The sequence below is a fragment of the Blautia sp. ZXY-1-B12 genome, from assembly GCF_056339915.1.
Map to the genome: position 1 here is coordinate 1 of NZ_JBWJVP010000060.1, position 13,934 is coordinate 13,934.

Annotated in this window: 20 protein-coding genes; all 20 read left to right on the forward strand. The window is 41.2% G+C overall.

What is annotated here, in order from left to right; translation table 11 throughout:
• A partial coding sequence (locus tag AC075L_RS04525) for a hypothetical protein (protein ID WP_476387216.1) occupies nt 1-304 on the forward strand: 304 nt, incomplete at its 5' end.
• Nucleotides 305-471: 167 nt separating this feature from the next.
• Nucleotides 472-1,197: a hypothetical protein gene (locus AC075L_RS04530; protein WP_476387217.1), complete on the forward strand. Its 726-nt coding sequence runs from the start codon at nt 472-474 to the stop codon at nt 1,195-1,197.
• 89 nt (nt 1,198-1,286) lie between these two features.
• Complete coding sequence (locus AC075L_RS04535; protein ID WP_476387218.1) at nt 1,287-1,595, forward strand: hypothetical protein; 309 nt, start codon at nt 1,287-1,289, stop codon at nt 1,593-1,595.
• 71 nt (nt 1,596-1,666) lie between these two features.
• Nucleotides 1,667-2,392, forward strand: coding sequence for a hypothetical protein (locus AC075L_RS04540; protein ID WP_476387219.1), 726 nt, complete (start codon nt 1,667-1,669; stop codon nt 2,390-2,392).
• Between the two features lies 1 nt (nt 2,393).
• Entirely contained in the window at nt 2,394-2,774 is a 381-nt protein-coding gene (locus AC075L_RS04545) for a DUF2493 domain-containing protein (RefSeq protein WP_476387220.1), read from the forward strand.
• A gap of 87 nt (nt 2,775-2,861) precedes the next feature.
• Nucleotides 2,862-3,278, forward strand: a complete 417-nt coding sequence (locus AC075L_RS04550; protein ID WP_476387221.1) for a hypothetical protein — start codon at nt 2,862-2,864, stop codon at nt 3,276-3,278.
• A gap of 299 nt (nt 3,279-3,577) precedes the next feature.
• A complete protein-coding gene (locus AC075L_RS04555) occupies nt 3,578-4,357 on the forward strand; it encodes a hypothetical protein (RefSeq protein WP_476387222.1) in 780 nt (259 codons plus the stop codon).
• A gap of 195 nt (nt 4,358-4,552) precedes the next feature.
• Nucleotides 4,553-4,960, forward strand: a complete 408-nt coding sequence (locus AC075L_RS04560; protein ID WP_476387223.1) for a defense against restriction DarA-related protein — start codon at nt 4,553-4,555, stop codon at nt 4,958-4,960.
• The gene (locus tag AC075L_RS04565; protein ID WP_476387224.1) at nt 4,957-5,157 is read left to right on the forward strand and encodes a hypothetical protein; all 201 of its coding nucleotides are present in this window, start codon (nt 4,957-4,959) and stop codon (nt 5,155-5,157) included. The genes AC075L_RS04560 and AC075L_RS04565 overlap by 4 nt, the downstream gene beginning before the upstream one ends.
• Nucleotides 5,158-5,214: 57 nt before the next feature.
• Nucleotides 5,215-5,508 (forward strand): DUF4314 domain-containing protein, encoded by a 294-nt coding sequence (locus AC075L_RS04570; protein ID WP_476387225.1) that lies wholly within the window; start codon nt 5,215-5,217, stop codon nt 5,506-5,508.
• Between the two features lie 238 nt (nt 5,509-5,746).
• Entirely contained in the window at nt 5,747-6,046 is a 300-nt protein-coding gene (locus AC075L_RS04575; RefSeq protein WP_476387226.1) for a hypothetical protein, read from the forward strand.
• 986 nt (nt 6,047-7,032) lie between these two features.
• A complete protein-coding gene (locus tag AC075L_RS04580) occupies nt 7,033-7,293 on the forward strand; it encodes a reverse transcriptase domain-containing protein (protein ID WP_476387227.1) in 261 nt (86 codons plus the stop codon).
• Between the two features lie 746 nt (nt 7,294-8,039).
• Complete coding sequence (locus tag AC075L_RS04585) at nt 8,040-8,435, forward strand: hypothetical protein (RefSeq protein ID WP_476387228.1); 396 nt, start codon at nt 8,040-8,042, stop codon at nt 8,433-8,435.
• Nucleotides 8,436-8,457: 22 nt separating this feature from the next.
• Entirely contained in the window at nt 8,458-9,498 is a 1,041-nt protein-coding gene (locus AC075L_RS04590; RefSeq protein ID WP_476387258.1) for a helix-hairpin-helix domain-containing protein, read from the forward strand.
• A gap of 134 nt (nt 9,499-9,632) precedes the next feature.
• Entirely contained in the window at nt 9,633-10,298 is a 666-nt protein-coding gene (locus tag AC075L_RS04595; protein ID WP_476387229.1) for a single-stranded DNA-binding protein, read from the forward strand.
• Nucleotides 10,299-10,474: 176 nt separating this feature from the next.
• Nucleotides 10,475-10,600, forward strand: a complete 126-nt coding sequence (locus AC075L_RS04600) for a hypothetical protein (protein ID WP_476387230.1) — start codon at nt 10,475-10,477, stop codon at nt 10,598-10,600.
• A 25-nt stretch (nt 10,601-10,625) separates the two neighbouring features.
• On the forward strand, nt 10,626-11,072 hold the full coding sequence (locus AC075L_RS04605) for a hypothetical protein (RefSeq protein WP_476387231.1): 447 nt from the start codon (nt 10,626-10,628) through the stop codon (nt 11,070-11,072).
• 96 nt (nt 11,073-11,168) lie between these two features.
• Nucleotides 11,169-12,638 (forward strand): fibronectin type III domain-containing protein, encoded by a 1,470-nt coding sequence (locus AC075L_RS04610; RefSeq protein WP_476387232.1) that lies wholly within the window; start codon nt 11,169-11,171, stop codon nt 12,636-12,638.
• 57 nt (nt 12,639-12,695) lie between these two features.
• Entirely contained in the window at nt 12,696-12,929 is a 234-nt protein-coding gene (locus AC075L_RS04615; protein ID WP_055060550.1) for a hypothetical protein, read from the forward strand.
• Nucleotides 12,930-13,059: 130 nt separating this feature from the next.
• On the forward strand, nt 13,060-13,923 hold the full coding sequence (locus AC075L_RS04620; RefSeq protein WP_476387233.1) for a hypothetical protein: 864 nt from the start codon (nt 13,060-13,062) through the stop codon (nt 13,921-13,923).
• Nucleotides 13,924-13,934 lie beyond the last annotated feature (11 nt).

Genomic DNA, 13,934 nt, shown 5'->3' on the forward strand with positions numbered 1-13,934 from the left:
TGCCATGGCAAGAGCGAAAAAAATGTTTACATATAAATATACTGCAAATGGTGAGATCGAAATGATATTAATTTTTTGTCAAAATGTATCTTTGTTTTCGGTGCAGGTATCAGTAACCTTAAGATATACTGGTACAAACATCAGCTGTGCGATCAAAAATGTCATCAGTTGTATCATTTTCTCAATCCTTTCTTCATGTTGTTTACAACTTAATATGCCAAAAACGAGAGGAGAAATCAAGATGACCAAAAAAATTTCTAAAAAAGCTCAAGGAACAGATGGGGATCTCCGATATCCGTCATAACCGTCCGCCGGTTGGAAGACCTGCCGTATTTGTTGGTGTGACAAGCAAGAAAAGAAGACGGGAAGGAAAGAAAGAAGTCAGGGACTACGATTAGTCTCTGGCTTTTTTGTCATTTTCACATATACAGAATACAGAATCCGGTAATGACCGGATCAGGAGGTAGGATCATGACAAAAGAACTTATAGTAGCAGCAGTCTTAGGGACTGCTCTGACTGCCGGATGGTTTATCCCGATAGGGATTGAGGCTACTTATACCGGTGACAGAGTGTATCAGAGTGAAATGATAAGCAAAAATGATGTGGATATCCATTCTTTTAGTCTTTTGGGAAGAAAAAAGGAGATTGAGGTATTTGACATGAAACCGGCATCCTTAAATGGAGAGGATCTGGAATTTGACATTTCTGCCAGTAACATGACCACAACGTTGGATGTGGATGTTATCCCCGTTGATAAATGTATCTGGGAATACAACGGGACTGTCTATGAGGGGGACAGATTCAATCGGGACAAGATTTCCGGATATGTCGCATACGAGGACGGGAGAAGAGAAGCACTTAAGGATTTTACCCTTAAATATGCCCCACTGGTCTTTGGAGGGGGATCCAACGAGATTTCCGTAGAGACCCCGTTTGGGACAGATACTATTTCCGTGGAGGCTGTCCGGGTGACGGGGATACGAATGGATGGGAAGAAGACCATATATGAAGGAAAACATAAAGGAAAAGATTTTTTGTTTACCCTACAGTACAGTGATGGTGCCACACGTTCTATTCCATCATCAGACGTCTATCTGCCAAAGTTTAAAGTGGTTTCCGGTAAAAACCATGTTACCGTATCCTATAATGACAGACCATATATCGTCACTGTGGAGGCAAAATCACGCAGGCAATAGTCTCTTCAGCTGGACTTATATCCGTTTTTTCGCTTCTTCCTCTTTGTTGTCATATTGAGATTACAATAAAAGAAAAAGGAGATGCGTGTATGGTAAACGTAACGAAACATGCGTATAAGCGCATGAAAGAAAGGTGTGGTTACAGCAAGTCAACTTGCCAGAGAATGGCAGAAAAAGCTTTTGCGGAAGGTGTCAGTCATGCAGATGTATCAGGAAGACTGGATAAGTATTTTTATCAATTATATTGTTATGATTACTCGGCAAATAATCTGCGGATCTATGGAGAATTTGTCTATGTCTTTTCTGACTACAATCTCGTAACGGTCATGCTGTTACCCAACGACCTAAAGGACAGTGTTAAAAAGACCATGAATGTCAAAAGAAAGGTTTCTACATAACGAAGAGTTTCATCTCAGAAATGTTTTTTCATGTTTAAGTCAGACCAAAAACGAAAGGAGAAATATTTATCATGACAATTGCTCAATGGTTTGATGAAAACGGGATTGAAAACCTGCCGATTTTAAACATCTGTGTCTGCCGAGGGATGAAAAAGGAGGATTACGAAAGTCACCTGTTTTTGCAGGATTCCGTCTTTGAAATCGAATTTGTCAATGCACAAGGTTTGCTGGATAAAAAACAGTTTGAAGTACCGGGATACAAAAACATCCGGGAGATTCTGATCGAACTGACAGGCTTATTTTCGGATTTCTGTCATGAAAGCAGCATGATTACAAATCTGAGGTATGCCGGGAAAATTCCGAGAAAGCATCTTTCCGTAAATAAACGGATCTCAAATGCACTCGGAAAACTGTACGCAACACCGGAAGAACTGGCAGAGTTCTTGGAACAGATGGTTTCCTACAATGAAAGCGATCACTGGGGCAGCTGTCTGGGAAAAAGGAAGCTGCTGGAAACAGCATACTGTCAGGGACAGTTCGAACACCGTCAAAACGATGCGGTAGCTGCTGTCAGGGATGCTCTGGAAACTGATCAAAAACTGATCATTTCCGATGAAAATGTCGACCGTATGCTCCCGAGTATCTATTCTATGCCGGATGCCCTGTTCTTTGCAAAACAGGAAGCCGGACTTATGGCAGACAGGTTCATCCGCCAGCATGACTGCAGTGTTGCAGATAATGACCAGTGGAACTCCATTGTGGAAGAATACGGCCGTTTCTCGAAAGGTGGTGACTGATATGGAAAGAAGGATCATCATTGCCGGTACCAGAACGTTTTCCGATTATGACTTGCTGCGGAAGGTAATGTCCCAGACATTTGGTTCTCTTTCCATGCAGGAGATCCGGGAAATGAAGATCGTCAGCGGAGGATGTCAGGGTGCGGATATGATCGGAGAAACATTCGCCCACAACAACGGTCTGATCTGCTTTCGTTTTCCCGCAAACTGGAATCTGTACGGAAAAAAAGCTGGTCCTATAAGAAATGAGGAAATGGCAAAATATGCTTCCGAGACATACGGTATTCTGATTGCTTTCTGGGACGGGAAGTCCCGCGGAACGAAGAATATGATCGATACTGCAAAGAAACATGGCCTGGAAATCCATATTGTTCAAATTTAAGCTGCCCCCCTTTGGGCAGCTTTTTTTATTGAAACAAATATTTTTCATCTTTTTTGTGCATTCAAAAAACGAAGGGAGAAAAAAATTATGAAGAATCTTGGAGCAAAAGTAACAAACTATATGGATCAGGCTATAAACAAGCTTGAAACTGTATTAGGACAGGTAGATAAAGGCATTGGAAGAACAGCTAATGCTCTTGATCTGGTTGAACAGGACATATCAACCACCGTAAAAAAAGACCTGCGTACATTCAGGAAGGGCATCAAGCTTTTCGCCAGAATGCTGAATGTCATGTTTACGGCGACGTTTCTGTTTGTTCTGTACCTGAAGTTCACGCATCCAGACGTATATGCTGATCTAGTCAGGGTAATGCCGGCTGTGCTGGACACCTATGTTTCCCAGCTTCCACCGTGGGCTGGGGATGCGATAGACAGCCTTCTTGATATCGTCAAGAAAGTGCTGTTCTGGATGCAGATTTATCTGCAGCCAGCTATCCGTGTGTAAACTCCAAAGGTCGGCTGGTATCTGCCAGTCGGCCATCATAAGAAACAGGGGGAACCCTGTTTTTTTCTGTCTCTTATTACGACAGACAAAAAAGTGAATTCGAATTCAAAATCTGCGTCCGGAACAGAGTATTTTCACTGGCCTTATTTTTATTCATTTTATCTCTGTATCAAAAAAAGAAAGGAGAAAAACAATGTATGAGTATTATTTTTTATTTTGTCCCATTTCCTTGGGTACAATACCAGACTGTTCAGTTAATGCAGCCGTAAAAAACTAATAGAAGGGAGTTTATAAAACTAATGCGAAAAGAATTCATAACAGCTACGGAAGTAAGAGGTACCGAAACGTACTCAACGATCTACGCTTTTAACATTTATGATGAGTCCATTGATTTGCAGGAAGCTGTCAAAAAAGCTACTGCCGCATATATCAACACCGATGCTGGCTATAAAGTGTATCAGCATAACTGTCAATGTTTTAACTGGGGAGATTTTTTCTTATATGTTCCCAACAGTTTTTTAAAGCTGTTCGGATTTGAAAAAGATTTTTACAATATAACACAGACTGATGTTGATTTTGATGAGCAGTTGGCCTCTGAGCAGGATCTTAAATTTTCTGATGAAAAATGGAACATTCTGAAAAAAACATTGTTCATAAACGGACCGGAAGGGCTTGCAGATTTTATCGGAAATAAGGTTCCTGATGACAATGATACTGTCGATAACCTGCTTGACCAGATTGCTGAGCAGATGCCAGATGAAGAACTTTATAAGTTCTACGAAAAATACTGTCTTGAACAACAGCTTGCTTCTAAATGGAACACTCAGCAACTTATCAGGAGGATAAATGATGTAGCCGCGCTCATCCCCAGTTCTGAGGAACTGGAACTAGATCATTTTGATGACATCGAAATAAATGGAGAAAACGTCAGCGGATGGTTTGCCTTAAGTTGCAATGGCAGCTGTACCCATGCCATAAATGAATTTTTAAAACCAATAATCACAGATGATGAAATTGGAAAATACGATATTGATGTTCGTAAAATTTTTGATGACCTTCATGTGGTCTATTGTGGCTAAAGTACAAAGAAGTCGTCAATTTGGGATTAGATGAAAATATATAAGTACATTGGGACAGCTGCGGCTGTCCTTTTTTTAAAAAGGAAAGAAGAATTAAGTTTTCCATTTTAAAATCTACGTACGGAACGGAATATTTTCACGGTTTTTATCTTTATTCATTTTATCTCTGTATCAAAAAAACGAAAGGAGAAAAAAATGTATAAATATTATTCAGTAATACGCCCGGTTTCTATAGGTACCATACCTGACTGTACGATTCGGGAAGTGGTTAATTTCAACCAGCGTCAGTACGTGGAGGAGATCATGAGACAGGCCTGGGGATATTTTCTTACCCCAGATGAGATCCCGGAAGAAAAACTTCAGGCGTATAGTCTTGTCTCCGCGGATGCTGCCGTATCCAAATGGCAGCCTGTCGCAGAAAAGATCTCTGAGTTTTCAAAGAAAGCCGGGGATGATATGGAACCTGAAGATATCCTGTCCGCAGTAACCTCCGGAAACCTTGAGGAAATCACCGGGTATCTGGTCGTATTTTCCAGATCAAAGTATAAGAAGGAAGCCCTGGTGCTTTTCAGAGAAGTCAATTCTTTGAGGAGTTATTCATGAACTGGACAGTAACCCAGTATCTCGACTGGAAGCTCTCAGAAATCCAGACAATGGTTTTGGAAAAGAAGCCATCCGCGGATATCATCCATGAGCTCCAACTTGTACGGGAAACACTGGTAAAAAAAGAAACCATAGTGGATTCTGTTGCTACGGAGACAATCGAGCACAGAATATTTATCACAAAGGAGGAAACATGAAATACGTATTTATTTGTTCTCCGTATCGTACTGTCGGAGCACAGGATCTCTTCCGGAATGGAGGAAGAGCTAGAACTGGCCAAGTTGCGGGGCATCCCGATCAAAAAAGTCAAATTTCATAAAAAACAGGAAAAAACGTATCCAGACAGAAAAACAGTAGAACATCTACGTAAAAAATACCCGGCAGGATGCCGGGTAAGACTTCTTAAGATGGACGATATCCAGGCTCCACCGATTGGTTCAGAAGGAACGGTAGTTCATGTGGACGATACCGGTTCTATCTGTGTTCGGTGGGATACCGGAAGTGGACTGAATGTCATCTACGGTGTGGATCGATGCGTAAAGATCTGAGGCGGCTTTGGCTGTCTCTTTTTCGTATGAAACGACAATACTGTGTTTTCTTATATCTTTCTATTTTAAAGCGGCTTGTTTTACAAGCTGTTTTTTCTATTTCTTTCAGCCGTTTTTCATGTTTATCAATGTAAACATAAAACGAAAGGAGAGTGAAAAGAATATGGAAGATAGGACATATGTTTGTTGGTAACTTATACACAGGGATGTTCTAAATTAAACAAAGGAGAAATCTATTATGAGCAGTATAAATGAAAAGATTATTATAAACGAAATGAACAAACCGGAACTGATTGGGAATATCATTGATATTTTCGAGGACTTTCTTGACGACAAAGGAATTATCATTCCTAATCAGGAAAGAGATGAAGATCCTGAGTTAGACGCAGAATCCTCTGCGAATATCTACGGAGAAGATTACGATTCTTTATCAACTTCATTGGAGAACCTGCTTCGAAGCTGGAACATCGCTGAACCTGTCAGTGACTTAGAAGTAGAGGTTCTGTGGTGGTGGTACTATATGTGCCGAATACTGTGATAATTGAGAGAATAACAAAGGAGAAAAATAATGTATTCGCTGGAAACATATATATAACGATACTCTTCTTCCATATTTTTGAACTACCCCAACCGACTGACGTCGGATGGGGTTTTCTGCTAGTGTGCCGAGCATGGCACTAATCTGTACTGGTGAAAGTCCAGTCACGGGTATTTACCGCCAAGTGTAGTGAACCACAAGTCGGTACCAGTAATGGTATGGATGAAGGAAGTGGTGTAACAAAGTTCTTGAGCCTACGTACAGAAACTTGATAAGGCGATTAGGTGGGTAAGTTTGCTAGACAAACCAAAGCCCAAAAAAGGTAAACGTAAACCGAAGTTGTAAATCAAGAGGTTGTGGAACGAAAGATTAGCGTCTTACCTCGGGAGACCCGACCTCACATACTGAAAGGTATGGTCGAAAAAGGTTTGGAGAGAGGGGAAGTCAACGACGTCATGGTAGGCGAAAGCCGAAGTACTGAAGTCGATCGATAGTACGAATCGTTATGTTTAAAATAATACATGAGCCAGAAATCGAGTGGACAGGAAAAGTAGGAACGTAACCGAGGAATACTGGTTACACTTAGAGGGGTGTTATGTATGAATTTTAGGATAAAGTCAGAGGAGTAACAACAATGGAATTGATTGAAGTGATCTTGTCGAAAGAAAAATCTGAACAGAGCCTATAAAAAGGTAGTTGCTAATAAGGGTGCCGAGTGGTGTTGATGGAGTTACTGTAGAAGAACTGGGAGATTATATAAGGGAGAACAGAGAGAAAATCGTTACATCTCTTATGCAGAAGATATATACCGAAACGAGTCCGAAGAAGTATACATTCCGAAAGACAATGGTAAGAAAAGACCATTGGGAATACCCACAGCACTTGACAGAACTATCCAGCAGGCAATAGCACAGCCTATATCTGATATTTATGAAGAAGATATTCAGTGACTATAGTTATGGATTCAGAGCCGGAAGAAGTTCGTCATGATGCCATTCGACAGGCATTGGAAGACTCTGAATGATGGGTATGAATGGGTAGTGGATATAGATATAGAACAGTTTTTCGACAAGGTAAATCACGACAAATTAATTCAGATACTAAGAGAACAAGTAAATGACAGTACCACATTAAATCTGATTCGGAAATATCTGAAAGCAGGTGTAATGGAAAACGGCTTGGAAAAAGCAACTATTACCGGTGTGCCGCAACGTTCATTATGCCGAGCTCGGCATAATAAACCTTGAAATGCTCTCTCTAATAGCCCCCACATGCATGAGAAGTTGAATATTCGATTGTATGAAGCTGGGTAAGGCAGGTCGAGAACCACCCTAACAGAGAAGTGAGGATAATAATCTAAGTAAAACATTGGTCTAAAAGTGGCTAGAGCCCACCTGTGTATGAAAAGAGTAAAACTTCATGTAGCTGAGGAAAGTTGTTCAGAGGTGAACAATGTGGTCTATAGACCGCGAGGCTACAAAATATCTATGGTGAGAATGTATTCACAAACACTGACGAACTTCCGAGTGTACGGGTCCTGGAGTTCTGAAAAGTGAGCAGCAAATGCCACATCCCCCCTGTGGGGTGTTAGTGAGGTTTAGTAAGATTTAGCTTTATGAAAGACCTTATAGTGTTACAGGCACTATCAAGCTAACGGGCTTAAAGGAAGCACCTAAGGATATATGTAGAGCTAAAATTATAGGAACGTGGAAAGCTGGGAATATGGAGGAAATTCAATTCCTATGAAGTATTGATAAGGAAAAGTGAAAAACTATAACTTATCTTAATCTCAGTGAGAGTGAAGCCACAGTACCTTTGAAGCAGTGATAATAAGCTGCGGAGGGATAGGCTTTAGTCGGAATAGCATAATAATCAAAATATAAAATTGTTATCAATAATGATATTTTAATATTAACTATTAGATTATTATGTATTCGATGGAACGCCGTATGAGTTGGGAAACTCTCATGTACGGTGTGAAGCGGGGGAAAAGGTGGAGATTACTTCAAAATCTTACCTATCGCTATTGCAGATCGTACAAAAGTTAGCAGGTTTTTCCATGGGAAGGGCCGATCTTATCCGTAAGGCTATGGGTAAAAAGAAACAGGAGATTATGGATCAGGAAGCTCCAAGATTTATATACGGAGATAAAGAGCTTGAGATTGACGGCTGTGTCAACCGCGGGATCCCGGAAGAAACCGCAAAGCAGATCTGGGAGCAGATGGTTGATTTTGCCAAGTATGCTTTTAATAAGAGCCATGCTGCGGCTTATGCTGCCATTGCAATGCAGACGGCATATCTGAAAGCCCATTATGCACTGGAATTTGCAGCCGGACTGTTGACATCCGTTATGGATAAGACAGATACAGCTTGCGGTTTATATCGCTGAATACAGAAAAAATGGTATCAGGATCCTTCCACCGGATATCAATCTGTGCCATGAGGATTTCACTGTTGTTGGAGATTCCATTTATTATGGCCTTGCTGCACTCAAAAACGTTGGCAAGGAAGCAATTGGAAAAGTCATAGATGAACGGAAAACAAACGGTCAGTATGTATCATTTTACGACCTGGTAAAGCGAAATCCGGAGATCGATAAAAAGATGCTGGAAGCACTTGCAAAAACAGGTGCGCTGGATTTTACCGGATATACCAGACATACACTGATGATCTCCGGCGTGGAATATCTGTCCTCCCAAAAACGTGCATCCAAAAAACAGATCGAAGGGCAGCTGTCCCTGATGGATCTGTTTGGAAACAGTTCGGACATGGCGGATACTCTTTCTGAGTTACCGGAATATTCCGAGGAAGAACTGCTGTTTTATGAAAAAGAAGGAGCAGGCGTGTATATCTCAAAACATCCGATCGATGTATACGCTGAGGTCCTTTCTAAAAATCCGGTCAAATACAGTACTTATCTGTATGCGGATGAGGAGACAGGTGATATCCCTGCAAAGGAAAAGGAAGAGATATCCGTTGCCGGGATCATCAGGTCCTTTAAAGTGATCTATACCAAAAAGAACAATGAGCCTATGGTGTTCCTTGATGTAGAAGATTCCATTGGTGTTACCAAAGTGGTCGTTTTCCATTCCCTGTATGAGTTGATAAATGAAAAGATCAGGGAGGACAGGCCTGTTTTTATCAGAGGAAAGGTAAGTATCCGGGAAGAGGAAGCAAGCCTGATCGCTGACAGTGTTTTCTTCCTTGATGAGCCAAACTACAGGATATGGATCCGGTTTGACAGTATCCGGGAATTCAGGAACAATGAAAGTGTATTGGAAAAGATCTCATCCTGGAACAGGGGAATGTCCCTGGTCAGTGTTCTTTTGAATGATAAAAGAATCACCATGGCATTGAAGATCCATATGTCATCCGATCAGAAAGCAATCAATGAGCTGAAAGAGGCATTTGGGGAAATGAATGTAATGGTAAGGGAAACCCAATATCTGTAGTGTTCAGGAGCTGTATGTATTTTGCAGCTCCTTTTTTCGTACCAGAAGTTACCTTTTCGATTTTCTCATATTATGTACAGGTAAGCAGAAAAAACGCTGCTTCATTACAATCAGATATTTGCTTCATTACAGGAATGAGCAACGATCAACAGAGAGGAGATAAAACATTGTACGACACAACAGAACACATTATTGAAAACAACCAGGTACATTTAAGAGGAAAAATGGTAACAGGTTTTTCCTTTAGTCACGAACTTTTGGGAGAAGGGTTTTACACCGCACAGGTAACCGTAGACAGACTCAGCGAAATGACAGATACCATTCCCTTCATGGTATCCGAACGGCTGATAGACGTAACACAGGATTATATTGGAAAATATGTGGAGATCCGCGGACAGTTCCGTTCCTACAATCAGTATAATGAAGAACATAACCGCCTTATCCTCCATGTATTTGCAACAAAAATGGAGATTTTGGAAGAGGAGGATTATCCGATAAATGAGATTTATCTGGATGGATATATTTGTAAGCCAACCGTATTCCGGAAAACTCCGCTCGGCAGAGAGATCGCCGATGTACTGCTTGCTGTTAACCGTCCTTACAGGAAATCCGATTATATCCCCTGTCTCTGCTGGGGAAGAAATGCCCGCTTTGCAGATTCCCTGGACATTGGGGATCATCTGCAGATCAAGGGCCGTATCCAGAGCAGAGAATACTCTAAACGGATCAGCGAAACAGAAACGGAAAGCCGCACTGCATATGAGGTTTCAGCAAGCAGCTTGAAGCTGCTTGCTGAATGACTCTTCTACATACAGGTACTTCCACAAAAAGAGAGGTTTTCCTCTCTTTTTTGATATAGGGATATTTTTGTACAGTTAAAAACATAAGAACAACAAAAATCATTGCGAACATCAGGAAAAACAGGTACTATATTAACATATACTACTACATGTACAACCCGGGATCGGGGTCGATTATGCTACCGGCGACAGATGGCTGGAAGGAGAAGAGAGCAGGCAGGTGGCAGATGGTTGCTCACTGTCTGATAAAGGTTTCAGACCTGTTCTTCAATCTGATCTCATTCCTGCCGGATATGAATTAAAAAAACTAAGGAAAGGACAAAAAACATGGAGATCAATTTGACTGCTGATGAAAGAGAAATGTTATATAAATTACAATCTATGAGATGGTCAAGTTTTCAAGGAAAACCACTTTCTAAAATTGATGGGGAATACCAGAAGATGGTCACTGATGATCTTAAACAAATGATAGAATGTTTTGACTCTTCAAATGATGAATGCATGGAGTTTTCCAAACAGCAGCTGCATATTAATATTACGCTTCTGGATGTCCTTATTTTTTCAATGGATTTCTTTATTCGAAACGACATTGAAGCAAAAAAAACTGCGAAGGATATCGAGGAAAAAAAACAGACAGTGGAAGTCGCAAAAACGCTGCGTCAGAAGATAGTTTCTGTGTTACTGCCAGATCCATGGTTTGGTGAGTCCGCGGATATACAACGTGCAACCTGCAGCTGCTATGAAATAATCAATGGATGGGGTGATGCAGATTAAATATGTTTGTACCAGGAAAAAAATATCCTAAAAAACAGATAGCGAAAGCCAGTATACTTCATAGTACACTGATGCCTTTCGCGGAAAGGCGAAAATATGAGAAAAAGAATCTTATTTATATTCCTGCTGGTCCTCTGCCTGTGTGCAGTCCCTGTCAGCGCATCGGCTCTGGGAAAGGTTTCCGGCGTCAAGGCGAAACAGTCCGGTGAAAAAGTAAAACTGACATGGAATACAGCAGCAGGAGCCAAGGGATATCAGATATACCAGAAAACTGGTTCAGAAAAATTCCACAGGATCAAGACCACCGGAAAGAAGAGCTATACGGTAAGCGGGCTTACACCAGGGAATACCTATTATTTCCGCGTCAGGGCTTATGCGGATTCTTCCGGTAAAAAGAAATACGGAAAATACTCTTCTTCCGTAAAGATCACGATCAAAAACAGCTCTGCGGCAGAAGGCAAAGTGATCACTGTATCCCCGAAATCCGATACTTATAAGAAAAAATACATGAACACATCCTGGTTCACGGAACAGACTCGTTCTTATTACGTTCTCCGTTCTTACCTGGAATACTTTGCCAATATTGGAGGCGGAGAGCTGCACCTGAAAAAAGGAACCTATAACCTGCAGTTTCCTCTGTATATCCCTTCCAATACAACCGTCATATTTGAGGACGGGGTCACGATCAAACGGCAGGACAAGGGGACTCTTTTCATCCTTTGCAGTTACAATGACGTAAATACCGGAAAGAAATTCTACGGATACAATGGTGTCCATGACATCAAGATAATCGGCAGGGGAAAGGTTTTCTTTGATAAGGAATTTGGAGGAAATGCCGCGATCTTGATGGGACATACGAAGAACATCCTGATCGAAGGGATCACCTTTGCCCGTATGTCCGATACATCTGCACATTTCATTGAGATGGATGCTTCCAATAACGTAGAGATCCGTAACTGTACCTTTGAAGGTTCCACTTCCGGAGGAAAGAAAGAAGCGATCAACTTAGACGTCCCGGATCCTGCAACCGGAGGATTTACATGGGAAGGAAGCGGCCAGGACAAGACTGCGAACGATACTGTGTATATCCATAATAATGTATTCAAAAATCTCACCGCAGGAGTGGGTACGCATATGTATACACCGGGACACCCGCATAAAAATATCCGTATTGAAAACAACAGTTTCAGTTCCTGCCGGACATTTGCAATACGTGCGCAGAACTGGGAGGACTCCAGTATCCTTAACAACACTTTTTCCACCATCACCGCTCCTGACGGTTCCGCACTTGCCATTGATGCAAGGGGTATCAGCAATGTAGTCGTAAAAGGTAACAGCATAACAAATTCCGATGCATTCATGAAGATCATCGTCAGCCGGTATTCTGACGGTACGATCTCCTCCAGACCGGGACTGGCAAACTACGATCCGGTGTTTAATTCCGTCAAAGAAGAGGATGTCGTATATAATACTGTATCCGGTCTGAAAACGGATTATGCAGTTTCCTTTGTCAACACTACCACGCATCAGGGAACAAATACAAAATACTGGAAAGCCAGAAATTAGTTGATATTTTGGTACCATTGCGCTAAAATAATAATAAAAAAGGGAGAAATAGAAAAAATGGATACAATGGATTTGCTTCAATTGCTGCCACAAACCATACAGCACGATATCATTGACTTTCATGACTGTAAACTAAAAGATGGGAGAGATGCAACAAGGATAACTCTGTCCAGAATGTTAACTGCAGAAGAGAAATCCCAGATGAGTGGAGAGCATTTTGTAGGAATCAACTGTATTGCTCATTACAGATACGCTCCGGAAATAGAAAAATCCTATTTTTATGTTGTATAGTCAAGTATCTCACTACTAAAGTCACGAGTCTTGGATGCGCAGATTAATAAAATGTCTTCATATGACAGTATCAGAAAACATCTGATACTGTCTTTTTTGCATTTTAAAGAAAAAACAGGAGGGATTTTAAATGGATACACCTGGAATCTTTTATGAAAACCTGTTTAAAGGGATCATAACATACGAAATGCTTGATTTGGCTCTGTTCTCCCTGAATAAAAGGGCCAAAAACTACAGGGATCAGAAAAGGAAAGCAAAAAAGAGTCTGTATGCACAGGCGCAGCTGTTTGGTTTTAATAATCCGGATAATCCGGAAGAAGCCGAAAGAATGGAGAAAGAATTTTATGCAAAAAAGGAACTGCTGCTACAGATCGTAAAGCCGGTCTGTGTCCATCAGGAGCTGGCAGGTTACAAGAAAGATTACGTTTACGATAAGGATGGGATTGATTATGCGGATGTTTTTATAGATTCCATTTTTCATAACCGGGTTCTGGATAGAGGAATCTGCCGGAAAGAAGGAAAGGATATCCGGTTCTTTGTCCGAAAAGGAGAGCCATATTACAGGTATTATTTTTTCCGATGTATTGGAACTCATACCTACCATTCACCTATAAACAAAGAAACGGCCTTAAGCAGCGGTTTGCCCATCCATATAATAAATGAGATCAAAACAGAAGGAGAGCGCAATGAGAATCTGCTTCCTGAAGATTTTGTAGATCAAATGCTTGCTCTCGTAGACAGTGGAACGTACACATATGTCCCATCCAACACTATTCGTACCCCAAGGGAGAGTATCCTTCCACCTGTTACTTACGTCATCCCGCAAAAATACGAATGGGAGGAAGTACTGGATCTGCTTAAGGAAAAATATCCAGAAAAACCGGGACTGCTGAAAGTTGACTTATCCATCCGGCTTTGGAGAAAGATCATGAAACTAAGAGCTTTTTCTGCGGAGAGCTGTATGAAGTGTATTTTGGCAGAGAAGAGAGTTTGATCTTTGCAGGT

Bases quoted from the DNA above. Each gene is read 5' to 3' on its own strand.
- AC075L_RS04530 (WP_476387217.1), top strand. From the start codon at position 472: ATGACAAAAGAACTTATAGTAGCAGCAGTCTTAGGGACTGCTCTGACT.
- AC075L_RS04535 (WP_476387218.1), top strand. From the start codon at position 1,287: ATGGTAAACGTAACGAAACATGCGTATAAGCGCATGAAAGAAAGGTGT.
- AC075L_RS04540 (WP_476387219.1), top strand. From the start codon at position 1,667: ATGACAATTGCTCAATGGTTTGATGAAAACGGGATTGAAAACCTGCCG.
- AC075L_RS04545 (WP_476387220.1), top strand. From the start codon at position 2,394: ATGGAAAGAAGGATCATCATTGCCGGTACCAGAACGTTTTCCGATTAT.
- AC075L_RS04550 (WP_476387221.1), top strand. From the start codon at position 2,862: ATGAAGAATCTTGGAGCAAAAGTAACAAACTATATGGATCAGGCTATA.
- AC075L_RS04555 (WP_476387222.1), top strand. From the start codon at position 3,578: ATGCGAAAAGAATTCATAACAGCTACGGAAGTAAGAGGTACCGAAACG.
- AC075L_RS04560 (WP_476387223.1), top strand. From the start codon at position 4,553: ATGTATAAATATTATTCAGTAATACGCCCGGTTTCTATAGGTACCATA.
- AC075L_RS04565 (WP_476387224.1), top strand. From the start codon at position 4,957: ATGAACTGGACAGTAACCCAGTATCTCGACTGGAAGCTCTCAGAAATC.
- AC075L_RS04570 (WP_476387225.1), top strand. From the start codon at position 5,215: ATGGAGGAAGAGCTAGAACTGGCCAAGTTGCGGGGCATCCCGATCAAA.
- AC075L_RS04575 (WP_476387226.1), top strand. From the start codon at position 5,747: ATGAGCAGTATAAATGAAAAGATTATTATAAACGAAATGAACAAACCG.
- AC075L_RS04580 (WP_476387227.1), top strand. From the start codon at position 7,033: ATGATGCCATTCGACAGGCATTGGAAGACTCTGAATGATGGGTATGAA.
- AC075L_RS04595 (WP_476387229.1), top strand. From the start codon at position 9,633: ATGAGCAACGATCAACAGAGAGGAGATAAAACATTGTACGACACAACA.
- AC075L_RS04600 (WP_476387230.1), top strand. From the start codon at position 10,475: ATGCTACCGGCGACAGATGGCTGGAAGGAGAAGAGAGCAGGCAGGTGG.
- AC075L_RS04605 (WP_476387231.1), top strand. From the start codon at position 10,626: ATGGAGATCAATTTGACTGCTGATGAAAGAGAAATGTTATATAAATTA.
- AC075L_RS04610 (WP_476387232.1), top strand. From the start codon at position 11,169: ATGAGAAAAAGAATCTTATTTATATTCCTGCTGGTCCTCTGCCTGTGT.
- AC075L_RS04615 (WP_055060550.1), top strand. From the start codon at position 12,696: ATGGATACAATGGATTTGCTTCAATTGCTGCCACAAACCATACAGCAC.
- AC075L_RS04620 (WP_476387233.1), top strand. From the start codon at position 13,060: ATGGATACACCTGGAATCTTTTATGAAAACCTGTTTAAAGGGATCATA.